The sequence below is a fragment of the Streptomyces griseus subsp. griseus genome, assembly GCF_000720255.1.
Lineage (GTDB): Bacteria > Actinomycetota > Actinomycetes > Streptomycetales > Streptomycetaceae > Streptomyces > Streptomyces griseus_I.
Map to the genome: position 1 here is coordinate 55,923 of NZ_JOJE01000020.1, position 16,235 is coordinate 72,157.

Below are 16,235 nucleotides of genomic sequence, written 5' to 3' on the forward strand. Positions count from 1 at the left end.
GGTCATCGTGCGTCTTCGCACGTAGAGGCGGCGCGACCGTACCAAAACGTTCCCTCGCCGTAGCGACGGGACCGGACCGCGTCGAAGCCGGCCGGCCAGCGGAATTCGCCGCCTCTGGTGCTGCGCTCCACGGTGACGAGGGCGTCGGCCGCGAGCCAGCCCCCCGAGCGGAGTGTGAGCAGGATCTCGCGAAGATCGTCGTCCGTGACGGCGTAGGGCGGGTCGAGGAAGACGAGGTCGTACGGCGCTGCCGGCGCCGTCTGGATCACCTGGTGGGCCTTGCCCGCCCTCACCTCGGCGCCGGGGAGCGCGAGGTTTCTCACGTTCTCGCGGATGATGCGGGCCGCTCGCGCGTCGGCTTCCACGAGGAGGGTGTGGCTCGCGCCGCGGGAGAGGGCCTCGAGGCCGACGGCGCCGGAGCCGGCGTAGAGGTCGAGGACGCGTTCGCCGTCCAAAGGGCCGCCGAGGAGGGACTGCCAGGTGGAGAAGAGACCTTCGCGTGCGCGGTCGGAGGTAGGACGGGTGCCGGTCCCTGGCGGGACGGCCAGGCGACGTCCGCCGGCTGCGCCGGCGATCACGCGGGTCATCTTTGGTCCTTGGTCGAGGGTGGTTACGGATTCAGTCTGGCAGCAGGTTCGTCGTGGTCGCTCGCGCCCACGCGGCGGTAGCCGCATATCCAATGCAGCCCCGCGCCCCTTCAGGGCGCGCTGTCCTCAGCCCTTCTCCAAGTACTGCTCCCTCTCCTCGTCCAAGAGGGCGTCCAGGGCCGTCCGCAGGCCGGGAAGTCCCGTCAGCTCCGGATCTTCCGCCACCACCGCCACCGCCTCCTCCCGCGCTTCCGCGATGACCTCCTCGTCCTCGATCACCGCCAGCACGCGGAGCGAGGTGCGTGCGCCGGACTGGGCCTGGCCCAGGACATCGCCCTCGCGGCGCTGCTCCAGGTCGATGCGGGAAAGCTCGAAGCCGTCCAACGTCGACGCGACCGCGTTCAGGCGCTGTCGGGCGGCGCTCGCCTCGGGCATCTCGGTGACCAGGAGGCAGAGTCCGGCGGCCGAGCCACGGCCCACGCGGCCGCGGAGCTGGTGCAGCTGCGAGACGCCGAAGCGGTCGGCGTCCATGATCACCATCGCCGTGGCGTTGGGGACGTTGACGCCGACCTCGATGACGGTCGTGGCGACCAGGACATGGGTCTCGCCGGCGGCGAAGCGGCGCATGACCGCGTCCTTGTCGTCGGGGTGCATCCGGCCGTGCAGGACCTCGACCTTGAGTCCCTGGAGGGGGCCCTTGGTGAGCTGCTCGGCGACCTCGAGGACGGCGAGCGGCGGCCGTTTCTCCGCCTCGTCCTCGGCGGACTGCTTCCGCTTCTTCGGGTCGTCCTCCTCGTCGCCGATGCGCGGGCAGACGACGTACGCCTGGTGTCCGTTCTCCACCTCCTCGCGCACCCGTTCCCAGGCGCGGGTGAGGAAGTGGGGTTTGTCGGCGGCCGGGACGACATGGCTGGCGATGGGTGAGCGGCCGGCCGGGAGCTGGTCGAGGACGGAGGTCTCCAGGTCGCCGAAGACCGTCATGGCGACCGTGCGCGGGATGGGCGTGGCGGTCATGACGAGCAGGTGCGGGGGCTGTTTGCCCTTGCCGCGCAGGGCGTCACGCTGTTCGACGCCGAAGCGGTGCTGTTCGTCGACCACGACGAGGCCCAGGTCGTGGAACTGCACCTTGTCCTCGATGAGCGCGTGCGTGCCGATCACGATGCCGGCCTCGCCGGTGACCAGGTCGAGCAGCGCCTGGCGGCGTGCGGCCGCTCCCATGGACCCGGTGAGCAGCACCACCTTGGTGGCCCGCTCGGCCCCGCCGAGCATGCCGCCCTCGGCGAGCTCGCCCATCATCTCCACGACCGACCGGTGGTGCTGCTGGGCGAGCACCTCGGTGGGCGCGAGCAGGGCGGCCTGCCCCCCGGTGTCGACGACGGCGAGCATGGCGCGCAGGGCGACCAGTGTCTTGCCGGAGCCCACTTCCCCTTGCAGCAGCCGGTGCATCGGGTGCTCCGTCGCCAGGTCGTCGAAGATCTCCTTGGAGACCTTCCGCTGCCCGTCGGTGAGGGTGAAGGGCAGGCGGGCGTCGAAGGCCGTGAGGAGGCCGTCGGGGGCCGGCTTCCGGGGGACCGCCGGTAGTTGGGCGTCGGCGTGGCGGCGGCGGGCGAGGGCGACCTGGAGGATGAAGGCCTCGTCCCACTTGAGGCGGGAGTGGGCGTCGGCGATGTCGGCCTTGGTGTGCGGGCGGTGGATCTTCAGGAGGGCCTCGGGCAGGGGGACCAGGCCGCGGCCCTCGCGGAGGGAGTCCGGGAGGGGGTCGAGGGCCTCCTGGGCGCTGGGCAGGACCGTCTGCACCGCCTTGCCGATCTTCCAGGACTCCAGCTTGGCGGTGGCGGGGTAGATCGGGATGAGGGCGCCGGCCCAGGTCTCCACGGACTCTGCGGCGCCGTCGGGATCACCCCGCAGCAACTCGTACGCCGGATGAGCGAGTTGGAGTCGGCGGTTGAAGAGGGAGACCTTGCCGGCGAACATCGCGCGGGTGCCCGGCAGGAGTTCCTTGTGGGGCTTGTGCACGCCGTTGCCGAAGAAGACGAGTTGGAGGCGGCCACTGCCGTCCGTGATCGTGACTTCCAGGCGCTGGCCCTTGCCCCGGGGGGCCTTGGCCGAGGCGAAGGTGTGCAGCCGGGCGTCGGCGACCTGGGCGACCACCGTGACGTGCTCGTCCATGGGGAGGTCGGCGAGGTGGGTGAGCTGGCCGCGCTCCTCGTACCTGCGCGGATAGTGGTGCAGGAGGTCGCCGACGGTGTGCAGGCCGAGGTGCTCGGCCATCACCTTCGCGGTGGCGGGGCCGAGCACCTTCTTCAGCGGTTCTTCCAGTGCGGGCACGAGATCCATTGCACACCACACCACTGACATTGCCGTAAACATAGCCGGAAACCCCTGGTCAGGCCGCTCGTTCGGGGCCTAGGATGACGCGCTCCGGCCATCCCTCCCCGCGGTCACCGCCTCACCGGGACCGCCCGACCCCGCGCCGTTGCGAAGTTCCCCCCACCGGCGCCGTGACGATGGACTCCCAGACCTCACAGTCATCCCAGGCACCACAGTCACCTCATACGTTCCAGGTCGACCTGCGTGGTCTGGTGGACCTGCTGTCCCATCACCTCTACTCCAGTCCCAAGGTCTACCTGCGGGAACTGCTGCAGAACGCCGTCGACGCCATCACCGCCCGGCACGCCGAGGAGCCGGACGCCCCGGCCCGGGTGCGGCTGTACGCGGACGGTGGTTCGCTGCGGGTGGAGGATTCCGGTGTCGGGCTCACCGAGTCGGACCTGCACAGTCTGCTGGCGACCATCGGGCGCAGTTCCAAGCGCGCCGAGGGGCTTCAGGAGGTCCGCTCGGACTTCCTCGGGCAGTTCGGCATCGGGCTGCTGGCGTGTTTCGTGGTCGCCGAGCGGATCCGGGTCGTCAGTCGCAGCGCCCGCACTCCGGGCGCGCCTCCGGTGGAGTGGACGGCGCGGGACGACGGCTCGTACACCGTGCGGACGCTGCCGGACGAGGAGCGGCCCGAGCCGGGCACCACCGTGCATCTGGTGGCGCGGGCCGGGGCCGCGGAGTGGCTCGCGCCGCAGCGGGTGCGGGCGCTGGCGCGGGACTTCGGGTCGCTGCTGCCGTACGACGTCCAGGTGAACGGCGAGGCGGTCAGCGACCTGCCGGCGCCCTGGGACCGTTCCTACCCCTCCCCGGCTGCCCGGCGGGTGGCCCTGGCGCGGCACTGCCACGACCTGTTCGGGTTCACCCCGCTGGACTCGATCGACCTGGACGTGCCGCTCGCCGGGATCCGCGGGGTGGCGTACGTGCTGCCGTCGGCGGTCAGCCCGGCCCAGCGGGCGGGTCATCGTGTGCACCTCAAAGGCATGCTGCTGACCGAGCGCGCCGAACAGCTGCTGCCCGACTGGGCGTTCTTCGTGCGCTGCGTCCTGGACACCGACAGCCTGCGTCCCACCGCCTCGCGCGAGTCGCTGTACGAGGACGAGACGCTGGCCGCCGTGCGCGAGGCACTGGGCGAAAGGATCCGGTCCTGGCTCACGGCCCTGGCTGCGGGTGACCCGGAGCGGCTGGCGGCCTTCCTGTCCGTGCACCACCTGGGCGTGAAGTCCCTGGCACGGCACGACACGGAGATGCTGCGCACGATGCTGCCGTGGCTGCCCTTCGAGACGTCCGACGGGCGGCTGTCCCTGGAGGAATTCGCACAGCGGCACCCGGTCGTGCACTTCACCCGGACCGTCGAGGAGTACCGGCAGGTCGCGCCGATCGCGTCCGCGCAGGGCGTCGGCGTGATCAACGGCGGTTACACCTACGACAGCGAGCTGGTCGAGGCGCTGCCGTCGGTGCGGCCGGGGACGGTCGTCGCCGAGCTGGACGCCGACACCGTGACCGCGCACCTGGACGCGGTGGACCCCGCCCTGGAGCTGGCGCTGTCGGGCTTCCTGGCGGCCGCGCGGGCGAAGCTGGACCCGCTGGGCTGCGACGTCGTCCTGCGGGCCTTCCATCCGCTGTCCGTGCCCGCGCTGCACCTGGACGACCGGGCGGCCCGGCACGAGCAGGCCCGCGCGGAGGCGGAGGCGCAGGCCGACGACCTGTGGGCGGGCATCCTCGGCTCGCTGCGCGGCAGCGCCCCGCGCGCGCGGCTGGTGCTCAACCATCTCAATCCGCTGATCCGCAGGATCAGTTCCCTGCACGACCCGGAGCTGATCGGCACCGCGAGCGAGTCGCTGTACGGGCAGGCGCTGCTGATGGCGCAGCGCCCGCTGCGGCCCGCCGACTCGGCGCTGCTGAACCGGGCGTTCATCGGCCTGCTGGAGTGGGCCACGCACGGCGAGGACGGCCACTGATGAGCGAGATCACCGACTTCGATTCCCTCCGCCGGGCGATGGCGGAGAACTCCGAGCAGCCGGAGGGGCCGACCCGCAACGCGCGCGCGGAGCAACTGCTCGTCGAGGCCGAGAAGCTGGACGTCCCACTCGCCGTGATCGAGGCGCTCGGGCACCAGCTGAAGGTCTACAACTACAGCTCCGAGAAGGACAAGATGTTCGTCCCGTTCGCGCGTCTGCTGCGCCTGTGGGACGAGCGGCCCGAGGACTTCGACGAGTACGAGACGCACTCGCTGCACTGGGTCTTCAAGTGGATGTCGTCCGGCATGCTCGACCAGCCGCACGTGCCGCTCGCGTCCATCGAGAAATGGCTCGGCGAGATGGAGCACCGCTACCGGCTGGCCGGGCATTCCGAGCGGGCGGTGCGCAGCGCCGAGTTCAGTGTGGCAGCGCACGTCGGTGACGTGGCGCGGGCCGAGCGGGCGTACGCGGCCTGGCTGGCGGCCGACCGCGACAGCATGGCCGACTGTCACGCGTGCGAACTGCACGGGCAGGGCTGGTGGCAGGCGGAGCGGGGCCGCGCCGCGGAGGCGCTGGAGCTGTGGCGGCCGGTGCTGGAGGGCGAGTTCGGCTGCGCCCACGAACCGCACACCGTCCTGGCGTCCTCCCTGGTGCCCCTGCTGCGGCTGGGCCGCCTCGATGAGGCGCGCGGCAACCATCTGCGGGGCTTCCGGCTCGTGCGGCCCATGGAGAGCATGCGCGGCGCCTACGCGGACCACGTGGAGTTCTGCGCGCTGACCGGCAACGAGGCCCGCGGTCTGGAGCTGCTGGCGGAACGGCCCGCGTACTTCACCGATGACGGGCATCCGCGCAGCAAAATGGACTTCCTCACGGTGGTGGTCCTGCTCATGGACCGTCTGTCGGCCCTCGGGATGGGCGGTCAGCGGGTGCCGGGCCCCGCGGGCCGCACCTGGACGGCGGACGAACTGTCCACCCACGCGCGCGGGGAGGCCCTTACGCTCGCCGCGCGCTTCGACGCGCGCAACGGCACGTCGTACGTCAGTGAGCGGGCCCGCGCGCGGATGGCGCAGGAGCCCCTGGTGGAGCGGCTGCCGCTGGGCGTGCGCGCGGCGCGGCCGGCCGCCCCGGCGGTGGTGGCGGCGCCTCCCGCGGCGCCGCAGGAAACCGCCGAACCGGACCTGGCCGCCCTGCTCGCCGAGGCACGGCGCCGGTCGGACACCCTGCAGCCGAACGCCGTCGAGGCGTGGGCGGCCGTCGCGCGGGCCGCGCGGGACGTGGAGCTGGACCCGCGCGACCGTGCCGAGATCGCCGATCACCGGGCGATGGACCTCGGCCCCGAGGGCGCCGAGCTGTTCGCGCGCGCCGCCGAGCTGTACGCGGAGGCGGGTGACCCGGGCGAGGCGCTGGCGGCACACGCGCGTGCGGCCTACGTCCGTGCTCTGGCCGGTGACGTGGACGGGGCGCTCGTGGCCGTCGAGGAGTCGTACGACGAGGTGCTCGCGCTCTACGCCGACGAGGGCACGGGCGTGCGGCAGACGGCGTCGGTGCTGATGGCGCGGGCGCGGATCGTGATGCGGCGGGTGCACGAGGCCGAGGGCCCGGTCGCCCGGAGCGTGCTGACGGACGCGCGCGCGGCCGCCCGTGAGGTGCTGGCGCTGGTCGACGGGCGGGCCGGGGACGACGTACGGCTCGCGTCGCGGGTCGCCGAGGCGCAGGCGATGCTGGCGGAGATCGCCGCACACGAGGGGGACGCTCAGACGGGCGCGGAGCTGTTCGCGCGGGCCGCGTCGGTGTTCGTCGAGGCGGGGCTGCCGTGGTTCGCGGTGGAGTACGAGGCCCGGCTGGCCGGACTGGCGCACCACCTCGGCGACACCGTGCAGGCCGAGCGGGCGCTGCGGGCGGCCCTGGAGCACGGCGGGCCGCACCTGGAGGCCGTCGGGCGGGCGCAGCTGCACCTCCAGCTCGCCGAGGTCGTGGGCGGCCTGGGCCGGGCGGACGAGGCGGCCGAGCACGCCCTGGAGGCCGCGCACTGGGCCGACGAGGCGGGTGAGGGCCCGACGCTCGGGGCGTGGGCCCGTCAGCAGCTCGGCGGGCTCCTGCTGCGCCTTCGCCGGTTCGCCGAGGCCGCGGAGGTGCTGGAGTCGGCGCTGGCCGACCTCACCGCCGACACGCACGGCGACGGGGCGGTCGTCCAGACGCAGTGGTGGCTCGGCGACTGTCTGAGCGAGCTCGGCGAACACCGCGCGTCCGCGGAACGCCGGCTCCAGGCCGCCGAGATCGCCCGGCACTGGCCCGAGCAGCACGACCACGCGACGCTCGCGCACCTGGCCGCCGAGTCCCTCGGTCAGGCGGGGCTGCACGCCGAGGCGGACCGGGCGTACGCCCGCGCGGGTGATCTGTGGCGCTCGCTGGGCAACGTTCACGGCCTGGTCCGGTCCCTGCGGGCCCGCGCGTGGCTGGCGCTGCGCACCGAGGACGGGTCGGAGGGGGCACGGGAGTTGATGGCGGCCGCCGTCCACGCGTGCGTGAGCGCGCGGGACGCGGCGGACGACGAGGAGGACCGGCAGCGGCTCACCGCCGAACTGGGGCACACCCACCGACAGTTCGGCGACCTGCTCGCCCGTTCCGTCGCCGACGACGCCGAGGACGGATCGATCCACGGCGCGTTCCGGGAGGGCCTGGCACGGCTGGCGGACGCCATAGACGTCTTCGCCTCCCTCGGGGACGGCGCCCTGGACAGCCGCACCGGCGCGGAACTCGCCGCGGGCTGGCTGGAGGCCGACCTGGGCCACCCCGCACAGGCTGCGGCACGCGCGCGTGCGGTGCTGGCCGCCTACGAGGGGGCCGAGGGTGCCGCCGACCTGGACGGGACGGCGGGGGCACGGCGTGCGGAGGCCGAGCAGCTGCTGCAGGTGGTGGCGGAACAGACGGTGCGGTGACCGGTGGTGCGGTGACCGGTGGTGCGGTGACCGGTGGTGCGGTGACCGGTGGTGCGGTGACCGGTGGTGCGGTGACCGGTGGTGACCACCGTGTCGACGGCCAGGTACGCCTCCCGCACCCGGGCCTCCAGGTGGTCGGCGACGCCGTCGGGGGCCTCGTCGCCCAGGACGAGGGTGACGAGCTCCCCGCCCGCCGAGAGCATGCGGTCCAGGACGGCCGCCGCGGTGGCGGTGACGTCCGAGCCGATCACGGCCACGTCGCCGTCGACGAGGCCGAGGACGTCACCGGCCTGGCAGATGCCCGCCATGGTCCAGGACTGGCGTTCGGCGACGGTGACCTCGGCGTAGCGGGTCGCGCCGGCCGCGGAGGTCATCGCGACGACGTCCTCGTCGAAGCGGCGGTCGGGCTGGTGGACGGCGAGCGCCGCGATGCCCTGGACCGCGGAGCGGGTGGGGATCAGGGCGACCCGGACACCGTCCGCGCGGGCCTGTTCGGCCGCGGCGGCCGCGGTGTGGCGCAGCTCGGCGTCGTTGGGCAGCAGCACCACCTCGCGCGCGTGGGCCCGCCGTACGGCCTCGACGAGCTCTCCGCTCGCGGGCGCCTCCCCGGGGCGCGCGAGCACGGTGGTCGCGCCCGCCTCGGTGTAGAGGCCGGCCAGGCCCTCACCCGGCACGACGGCGACGACGGCCCGCTCGGCGCGCTCCCGGAGCGGCCGCTCGCCCCCTCCGCGCGTGTGCGCGTCGCCGAGCCCGAAGTGGGTGATGCGGATCCGGTGCGGCCGCCCGGCCTCGATGCCCGCCTCCACGGCGGCGCCCGCGTCGTCGACGTGCACATGGACGTTCCACAGTCCGTCGCCGCCGACCACCACGAGCGAGTCCCCGAGGCCGTCGAGCCGTTGCCGCAGCCGCGCGACGGCCGCGTCCTCGGCCTCCAGGAGGTAGATCACCTCGAAGGCGGGCCCGCCGTCCTCCGGGGTGGCCGAGCCGTCCGCGCACTCGTCGACGCCGTCGAGCCCCGCCAAGCCACCCGACTCCCCAGCCACGGCGGGAGCCTGCGACGCCTCCCCGCGCGCGTGCCCCCCGAAGCCCCCCGCGGCCGTGGCCGTCGCGGCCACCACCCCCGGTGCCTCCCCCGTGAACGTCTCCACCAGCGCCCCGAGAACCGCCACCAGCCCCCGGCCGCCCGCGTCGACCACCCCGGCCCGCTCCAGGACGGTCAGCTGGGCGGGTGTCTCGGCCAGCGCCGCGCGGGCTCCCTCGTAGGCGGCCCGGGCGACCGTGCCGCAGTCGCCCTCCGTCCTGCCCGCCGCGTCGGCGGCGGCCGAGGCGACCGACAGGACGGTGCCCTCGACGGGGTGGGCCACGGCCTGGACGGCGGAGTCGGCGGCCTGCCGCAGGGCCAGCCGCAGCCCCTGTCCGTCGGTGTGGCGGGCGTCGTCGTCCGCGGCGAGCACCTGGGCCATGCCGCGCAGCAGCTGCGCGAGGATCGTCCCGGAGTTGCCGCGCGCGCCTATGAGCGCGCCGTGCGCCATCGCCCGCACGGTGTCGGCCAGCGTGGGTCCCCCGTAGCCGGAGCCGTGCCCCGTGAACACCGCCTCGACCGCGGTCACCGCCGACTCGACGGTCAGGTACATGTTCGTTCCGGTGTCCCCGTCCGCGACCGGGTACACGTTGATCGCGTCGATCTCCTCACGCGCCCGCCCCAGTGCCCCGAGCGTCAGACCGCACCAGGTACGCACCGCGAGAGCATCGAAGAATGTCTGCGGCACCTGCGCCACCTGCGCCTCCCTGAGCTGCTGGACTGGACGCAGCGTAGACCCCGGGCCGGTGTCCCCCGGAAGAGGGCAGGGGCAGGGAACCGGGCCGACCATGGTAGTTTCGTTGTACTGGCGCAGTCGTTGTATGCTGCTCCGGTTGCCCGATCCTGATCGGGCCATTCCCCTGGCAGCGCCACTCAGATCCTCGATCCTGATCCCGGCATGCCGGGATCAACCGTAAGTGCATCTGAAGTCTTTGGAGTGACCCGTGGCTGCCAACTGCGACGTCTGCGGCAAGGGGCCGGGCTTCGGCAACAACATCTCGCACTCGCACCGCCGTACGCCTCGCCGCTGGAACCCGAACATCCAGCGCGTGCGTACCGTGGTGGGCGGGACGCCGAAGCGCGTGAACGCTTGCACCTCGTGCATCAAGGCCGGCAAGGTCTCGCGCTGACGCTCAGCTGAGCGCGCGGCCACAGCCGGTTCGCTGCACTGAGCCGGTCCACCTCAGGGTGGGCCGGCTTTTTGCCGTACCCGCACGCGCCCGAGCTGCCAGAATCTGCCGAATGCGCTTCGGCATCCTCGGCCCGCTGGACATCCGCACCGACGACGGCGCCCCCGTGGACCCCGGCGGTCCCCGCCCCCGCGCCCTCCTCACGCTCCTGCTCCTCGACACCGGCCGCACGGTCTCCACGGACCGCCTGACCCTCGGCCTGTACGGCACCCGGACGCCCGCAGGAGCCGCCAACGCGCTCCAGTCGCAGATATCCCGCCTCCGCAGGCGTCTCGCGCCGCACACGGGCATCGAGGCCTCTTCCGCCGGTTACCGCCTCACCACCTTTCCCGAAGCCGTCGACGCCCATCGGTTCGAACACACGGCCGGGGAGGGGCGGGCCGCCCTCTCGGCCGGGGACCCCGCGCGCGCGGCGGCCCGGCTGCGGGAGGCGCTCGCCCTGTGGCGCGGGCCCGCGCTGCCCGACCTGCCGGAGGCGCACGCCGAGCGGGCACGCCTGGAGGGGCTGCGGCTGGCCGCCGTACAGGACCGGATCGAGGCGGACCTGCTGCTCGGCGCAGGGGCCGAGCTCGTCGCCGAGCTGCGGGCGCTGCTGTCGGCGCATCCGCTGGACGAGCGGCTGTACGGGCAGCTGATGCGGTCCCTGCACGCGGCCGGGCGGCCCGCCGAGGCGCTCACGGTGTACGAGGAGGCCCGCCGCACCCTCGCCGACGAGCTGGGCGCCGACCCGTCCCCCGAGCTGTCCGCCCTCCACCTGGAGTTACTGCGGGGCAACGGCGTGCGCAGGCCCGCCCGACCGCGCGTCCCGGTCCAGCTCACCCCCTTCGTCGGCCGCGACCGCGAGCTCGCGCGCATCGGGCGCGGTCTGTCCGGCTCCCGTCTGGTCACGCTCACGGGCCCCGGCGGTGTCGGCAAGACCCGCCTGGCGATCGAGGCGGCCCGCACCCGGGCCCCCTCCCCACCCGACGCCTGCTTCGTCGAGCTGGCCCCCCTCAGTGACGGCGCGGGCATCCCGTACGCCGTGCTCGCCGCCCTCGGGGTGCGGGACGGCTTCCGCACTCCCGCCACAGACACCATCGACCGTCTGCTGGCCGCCCTGGAGGAGCGTGAGCTGCTGCTGGTGCTCGACAACTGCGAGCACCTGGTGGAGGACGTGGCGCGGCTGTCGGCGCTGCTGCTCGGCGCCTGCCCGGGCGTCCGGGTCCTGGCCACCAGCCGGGAGGCCCTCGGCATCACGGGCGAGGTCCTGGTCCCCGTGCCGCCGTTGCCGCCCGAGCCCGCGGTCCGGCTCTTCCTCGACCGCGCGCGGGCCGTACGTCCCGACTTCGACGACCACGCGCGCGTGGCCGACATCTGCCGGGCCCTCGACGGGCTTCCGCTGGCGATCGAGCTGGCCGCGGCCCGGCTGCGCACGCTCACCCCCGACGAACTCGCCGACCGCCTCGACGACCGGTTCCGGCTGCTGACCCGCGGCGACCGCTCCAAGGCGCCCCGGCACCGCACCCTGCGCGCGGTCGTGGAGTGGAGCTGGGACCTGCTGGACGACGAGGAGCGTGAACTCGCGGCCGAGTTGACCGTCTTCCCGGGCGGGGCGACCCTCGACGCCGTGACGGCAGTGTGCAACGCGGACCACCCGGAGGACCTGCTGGCCTCCCTGGTCGAGAAGTCCTTCCTGGAGGTGTCCGAGGGGCGATACCGGATGCTGGAGACGATCCGCGCGTTCGCCGCCGGGCACCTCATCGGCGCGGACGGCCTCCTGGACGCCCACGCGGAGTACTTCAGGCGGCTGGCCGAGCGCGCCGAGCCGTACCTCAGGGGCGGGGGCCAACTGCCCTGGCTCGCCCGGCTGACCGCCGAGCACGGCAACCTGGACGCGGCGCTGCGGCACCTCGTCCGCAGGGCCCCCGCGGACGCCCTGCGGCTCATGGCGCACCTGTCCTGGTTCTGGCGGCTGCGCGGCCCGCACGACGTGCACGCCTCGCTCGCCCGCACGCTGCTGGCGGCCGTCGGCGACCTGGTACCGGCGGAGCTGGCGGAGGAGTACGCCCTGTGCGCGATGAACACGGTCTCCGGCCGCGGTGACGACCCCGCGGAACCCGACCGCATGGCGCGCGTGGCCGACGTCCTGCGGGGCCTGGAGAAGCCGCTGCGGCTGCCGTTCACCCTGGTCCTGTGGTCACTCACCGGCGGCCCGCTGCTCGCCTCGGACGAGGAGCTGCGGGCCGTCCAGGTCGGGGACGACCCGTGGGGACGGGCGCTGCTCGACCTGGGGCTCGGCTACCAGATGCAGTTCAGGGGCCGCCCCGCCGAGTCGGAGGCCGCCTTCGCCCGCTCCCTGGCCGCCTTCCACGTCACCGGGGACCGCTGGGGCATGGCCAACTGCCTTGACCCACTGGCCGGTTTCGCGGCCCGGCGCGGCGCGTACGACGAGGCGCTGGCCCTGCTCGACGAGGGCCTGCCGTACGTACGGGAGCTGGAGGCCCCCGAGGAGACGGCGGACCTGCTGCGCACGCGCGGGACCGTGCTGCTGCACCGGGGCGACGCCGAGGCGGCGGTCGTCCACTACGAGGAGTCGGCCGCACTCGCGCGCGGCGCCGGTGCCCCGGACAAGGTGGCGGCCGCGTGGCGGGGTCTCGGTGACACCGCCCGGCTCTCCGGGCACACGGCCCACGCGCGCGTGCACTACGACAACGCCCTGGAGGCGTGCGCGGCGAACTGGTTCAGCGTCGGTGAGACGGCGCGGATCCTCATCGGCCTGGGCCGCACGGAGGCAGCCGAGGGCGACCCCGACAAGGCCCGCGAATGGTTCACCCGGGCCCACACGCACGCCCTCGAGTCGCCCGACTGCCTCGCCCTGGCCGACATCGCCGACGCCCTGGCGTCGGTCGCCCGGAGCGCCGGCCGGGCGGCCGAACTCCTGGGCGCCGCCGTGGGCCTGCGGGGCGAGCCGCTCGACGCCGACCCCGATGTCGTCCGGACGCGGGACGACGTACGGGCGGCGCTGCCCGCGGAGGCGTACGACGAGGCGTTCGAGCGGGGGCGGGGTCTGCGGGCAGCGGCGGTCAGCGGACGGTAGGAGGACGGTCAGCGCCCCCGCCCAAGCTGCCGTGCATGACGAACAAGACGCACGACCTCAGCCACCTCACCGTCCTGATCTCCGGTGCCAGTGTCGCCGGCCCGGCGCTCGCGCTGAACCTCCTCCGCCACGGCGCGCGGGTCACCGTCGTCGAGAAGGCGCCGGAGCTGCGCGGCGGCGGCTTCGCCGTCGACTTCCGCGGTCACATCCATCGCAAGGTCCTCACCGAGATGGGCATCCGGGACGAGATCCACGCCCGCCAGACCCACATGGGCCGCCAGATGGTCGTCGACGCGGAGGGCTCCCCGCAGGTCGATCTGCCGTCGGAGATGATGAGCGGCGACGTGGAGATCTTCCGCGGCGAGCTCGCGCGGATCATGTACGAGCGCACCAGGGATCGCGTCGAGTACGTGTTCGGCGACTCGATCGCCGCGCTCACCGACACGCCCCACGGTGTCGACGTCACGTTCGAGCAGAGTCCCGCCCGCCGCTTCGACCTGGTGATCGGCGCGGACGGCCTGCACTCGAACACACGACGTCTCGTCTTCGGCGACGAGTCCCGCTACCTGCGCTTCCTCGACCACTACGTGGCCGGCTTCGAGGTCCCCAACCACCTGGGCCTGAACCGCACCGGCCGCCTCTACAGCGAGCCCGGCCGCGCGATCGCCCTCGGCAACTACGACGGCGACCCGGACCACGCGGGCGCGTTGTTGGTCTTCCGGTCCGAGCGGTTGTCGTACGACCGCCGGGACCTCGCCGCGCAGAAGCGGATCCTCGCCGAGCGGTTCGCGGGGATGCGCTGGGAGGGGCCCAACGTCCTGAAGGCCCTGGAAGCGGCCGACGACCTCTACTTCGACGCGATCGCCCAGATCCACGTCGACCGGCTGACCAAGGGCCGGGTGGCACTGCTCGGGGACGCCGGGTACGGCGCCACGATGGGCGGCATGGGGACCGGCGTGGCGATCGTCGGCGCGTACGTCCTCGCCGGTGAGCTGGCCCTCGCGGGCGGGGACCACCGTACGGCGTTCGCCGCGTACGAGGCGCGGATCTCCGGCTTCGCCAAGGGTTGCCAGAAGACCTCCGGCAACGCGGGCCCCTTCTTCGCGCCGGCCACGGAGCGGCGGATCCGCAGCCGGGACCGGATGTACCGGCTGCTCGCCTCCCGCCCGCTGGCGGCCTTCTTCAAGAAGATCACCGAGAAGTCGGCGACCGGCATCAAGCTGCCGGAGTACCCCGGGTGAGCGCCCACCCGTGGTCCACCGGCCCGATGCCGCCGCCCAGCGCGAACCCGGCCGCGATCGCACCGGTGACGTACTCCTTCGCCGCCGTCACCGCCTCCGGCACGGACCGCCCCTTCGCCAGCTCCGCCGCGATCGCCGAGGCGAGGGTGCAACCGGTGCCGTGGGTGTGCCGGTTGTCGTGGCGCGGCGCGCGCAGCCAGTGCTCCTCGGAGCCGTCGGTGAGCAAGTCCACGGCGTCGCCGGAGAGATGACCGCCCTTGATGACGACCCACCGCGGCCCGTACGCCAGCACGGCCTCGGCGGCGGACCGCATGGAGTCCTCCGAGTCGACGTGTACGCCGGTCAGTTGCGCCACCTCGTCGAGGTTCGGGGTGGCGACGGTGGCGGCCGGCAGCAGCACGCTGCGCACGGAGTCGAGGGCGGAGGCCGCCAGCAGCGGGTCCCCGTGCTTGGAGACGCCGACCGGGTCGACCACGGCCGGCGCGTCCGTCGCCGCGATCAACTCGGCCACCGCCTGAACGAGTTCGGCGGAGGCGAGCATGCCGGTCTTCACGGCCTGTACGCCGATGTCGTCGACGACGCTGCGGTACTGGGCCCGCACCGCCTCCACCGGCAGCTCCCAGGCGCCCTGCACGCCGAGGGAGTTCTGCGCGGTGACGGCCGTGACGACGCTCATGCCGTGCACACCGAGGGCCAGCATCGTCTTCAGATCGGCCTGGATCCCCGCGCCGCCACCGGAGTCGGAGCCGGCCACGGTCAGCACCCTGGGCGGGGCGTCGCTCATGACTCCATGTCCCCGAAGTGGTCCCAGCCGCCCTTGCTGGTCCATGGCGCCCCGTCGACCGTGACCTGGGGCAACGCGGAGGGGTTGAGCACCTCGCCGATCACCTTCCAGCGGGCGGGGAGCTTCACGTCCGGCGGGAAGGTGGCCACGATCGCGTGGTCCTCTCCCCCGGTCAGCACCCACTGGATCGGGTCGACGCCGACGGCCTGCCCGATGTCGTTCATCTGGGTGGGGATGTCGATCGCTCCGGAGCGGATGTCGATCCGGACCTTGCTGGCCTCCGCGATGTGCCCGAGGTCGGCGATCAACCCGTCACTGACGTCGCACATCGCGGTCGCGCCGAGCCCGGCGGCGGCCGGGCCCGCGTGGTAGGGCGGCTCGGGGCGGCGGTGGGCCTCGACGAAGGCGCGGGGCGAGCGGAAGCCCCGGGAGAGCACCGCGTACCCGGCGGCGGACCAGCCCAGCCAGCCGGTCACCGCGACGAGGTCCCCGGGCTGGGCGCCGGCCCGGGTGATCGGCTCCTGATTGCGCAGGTCGCCGAGCGCGGTGATCGACACCATGATGGTGTCGCCGCGTACGACGTCGCCGCCGACCACGGAGGCACCCGCGACCTGACACTCGTCGCGCAGGCCGTCCATCATCTCGGTCGGCCAGGCGACGGGCAGTTCGGCGGGCACGACCAGGCCGAGCAGCAGCGCGGTCGGCACGGCGCCCATGGCGGCGATGTCGGCGAGATTCTGTGCGGCGGCCTTGCGGCCGACGTCGTAGGCCGTGGACCAGTCGCGGCGGAAGTGCCGGCCCTCCACGAGGATGTCCGTGCTGGCCACGACCCGGCGGTCGGGCGCGGCGACCACCGCGGCGTCGTCGCCGGGGCCGACCCGGACCGCCGGGGTGGTGGTGAGACGGGAGGTGAGCTCCCTGATGAGCCCGAACTCCCCGAGCTCACCAACAGTGCCCTTCATTGCCCTTTCTCCCCTTCTGTCCCTGTCCGTGCCCGGTCGCG

The 16,235-nt window shown here is 73.7% G+C and carries 10 protein-coding genes; 5 read left to right on the forward strand and 5 right to left on the reverse strand.

The window, feature by feature from the left end; all coding sequences use genetic code 11:
• Positions 1–2 precede the first annotated feature (2 nt).
• Complete coding sequence (rsmD, locus tag IG99_RS25650) at positions 3–587, reverse strand: 16S rRNA (guanine(966)-N(2))-methyltransferase RsmD (protein WP_037677592.1); 585 nt, start codon at positions 585–587, stop codon at positions 3–5.
• A 126-nt stretch (positions 588–713) separates the two neighbouring features.
• Complete coding sequence (gene recG, locus IG99_RS25655; RefSeq protein ID WP_037677593.1) at positions 714–2,924, reverse strand: ATP-dependent DNA helicase RecG; 2,211 nt, start codon at positions 2,922–2,924, stop codon at positions 714–716.
• 170 nt (positions 2,925–3,094) lie between these two features.
• Between recG and IG99_RS25660 the strand changes: the two genes are divergently transcribed.
• Both IG99_RS25660 and IG99_RS25665 read left to right on the forward strand, forming a co-directional pair.
• Positions 3,095–4,921: an HSP90 family protein gene (locus tag IG99_RS25660; protein ID WP_037677594.1), complete on the forward strand. Its 1,827-nt coding sequence runs from the start codon at positions 3,095–3,097 to the stop codon at positions 4,919–4,921.
• The gene (locus IG99_RS25665) at positions 4,921–7,860 is read left to right on the forward strand and encodes a hypothetical protein (protein ID WP_037677595.1); all 2,940 of its coding nucleotides are present in this window, start codon (positions 4,921–4,923) and stop codon (positions 7,858–7,860) included. The genes IG99_RS25660 and IG99_RS25665 overlap by 1 nt, the downstream gene beginning before the upstream one ends.
• On the opposite strand, the gene IG99_RS25670 is transcribed toward IG99_RS25665, so the two are convergent.
• Positions 7,755–9,638: a DAK2 domain-containing protein gene (locus IG99_RS25670; RefSeq protein WP_078947902.1), complete on the reverse strand. Its 1,884-nt coding sequence runs from the start codon at positions 9,636–9,638 to the stop codon at positions 7,755–7,757. The two genes, IG99_RS25665 and IG99_RS25670, sit on opposite strands and share 106 nt — an antisense overlap.
• Before the next feature lie 247 nt (positions 9,639–9,885).
• On the opposite strand from IG99_RS25670, the gene rpmB reads away from it, so the two are divergent.
• The 3 genes from rpmB to IG99_RS25685 all read left to right on the forward strand — a co-directional run bounded on the left by rpmB (position 9,886) and on the right by IG99_RS25685 (position 14,448).
• Entirely contained in the window at positions 9,886–10,071 is a 186-nt protein-coding gene (gene rpmB, locus IG99_RS25675) for a 50S ribosomal protein L28 (RefSeq protein ID WP_004924906.1), read from the forward strand.
• 112 nt (positions 10,072–10,183) lie between these two features.
• On the forward strand, positions 10,184–13,207 hold the full coding sequence (locus tag IG99_RS25680; RefSeq protein ID WP_037677596.1) for an ATP-binding protein: 3,024 nt from the start codon (positions 10,184–10,186) through the stop codon (positions 13,205–13,207).
• Positions 13,208–13,242: 35 nt separating this feature from the next.
• A complete protein-coding gene (locus IG99_RS25685; protein ID WP_037677597.1) occupies positions 13,243–14,448 on the forward strand; it encodes an FAD-dependent monooxygenase in 1,206 nt (401 codons plus the stop codon).
• Here the strand turns inward: IG99_RS25685 and thiD are convergent.
• Together thiD and IG99_RS25695 are read right to left on the reverse strand one after the other, a co-directional pair.
• Positions 14,423–15,232, reverse strand: a complete 810-nt coding sequence (gene thiD, locus IG99_RS25690; RefSeq protein WP_037677598.1) for a bifunctional hydroxymethylpyrimidine kinase/phosphomethylpyrimidine kinase — start codon at positions 15,230–15,232, stop codon at positions 14,423–14,425. The two genes, IG99_RS25685 and thiD, sit on opposite strands and share 26 nt — an antisense overlap.
• The gene (locus IG99_RS25695; RefSeq protein WP_037677599.1) at positions 15,229–16,194 is read right to left on the reverse strand and encodes a thiamine-phosphate kinase; all 966 of its coding nucleotides are present in this window, start codon (positions 16,192–16,194) and stop codon (positions 15,229–15,231) included. Before IG99_RS25695 ends, thiD begins: the two co-directional genes overlap by 4 nt.
• Positions 16,195–16,235 lie beyond the last annotated feature (41 nt).

What these genes read in the sequence shown, in the direction of transcription:
- rsmD (WP_037677592.1), bottom strand. Translation starts at nt 587, where the DNA reads ATGACCCGCGTGATCGCCGGCGCAGCCGGCGGACGTCGCCTGGCCGTC.
- recG (WP_037677593.1), bottom strand. Translation starts at nt 2,924, where the DNA reads ATGGATCTCGTGCCCGCACTGGAAGAACCGCTGAAGAAGGTGCTCGGC.
- IG99_RS25660 (WP_037677594.1), top strand. Translation starts at nt 3,095, where the DNA reads ATGGACTCCCAGACCTCACAGTCATCCCAGGCACCACAGTCACCTCAT.
- IG99_RS25665 (WP_037677595.1), top strand. Translation starts at nt 4,921, where the DNA reads ATGAGCGAGATCACCGACTTCGATTCCCTCCGCCGGGCGATGGCGGAG.
- IG99_RS25680 (WP_037677596.1), top strand. Translation starts at nt 10,184, where the DNA reads ATGCGCTTCGGCATCCTCGGCCCGCTGGACATCCGCACCGACGACGGC.
- IG99_RS25685 (WP_037677597.1), top strand. Translation starts at nt 13,243, where the DNA reads ATGACGAACAAGACGCACGACCTCAGCCACCTCACCGTCCTGATCTCC.
- thiD (WP_037677598.1), bottom strand. Translation starts at nt 15,232, where the DNA reads ATGAGCGACGCCCCGCCCAGGGTGCTGACCGTGGCCGGCTCCGACTCC.
- IG99_RS25695 (WP_037677599.1), bottom strand. Translation starts at nt 16,194, where the DNA reads ATGAAGGGCACTGTTGGTGAGCTCGGGGAGTTCGGGCTCATCAGGGAG.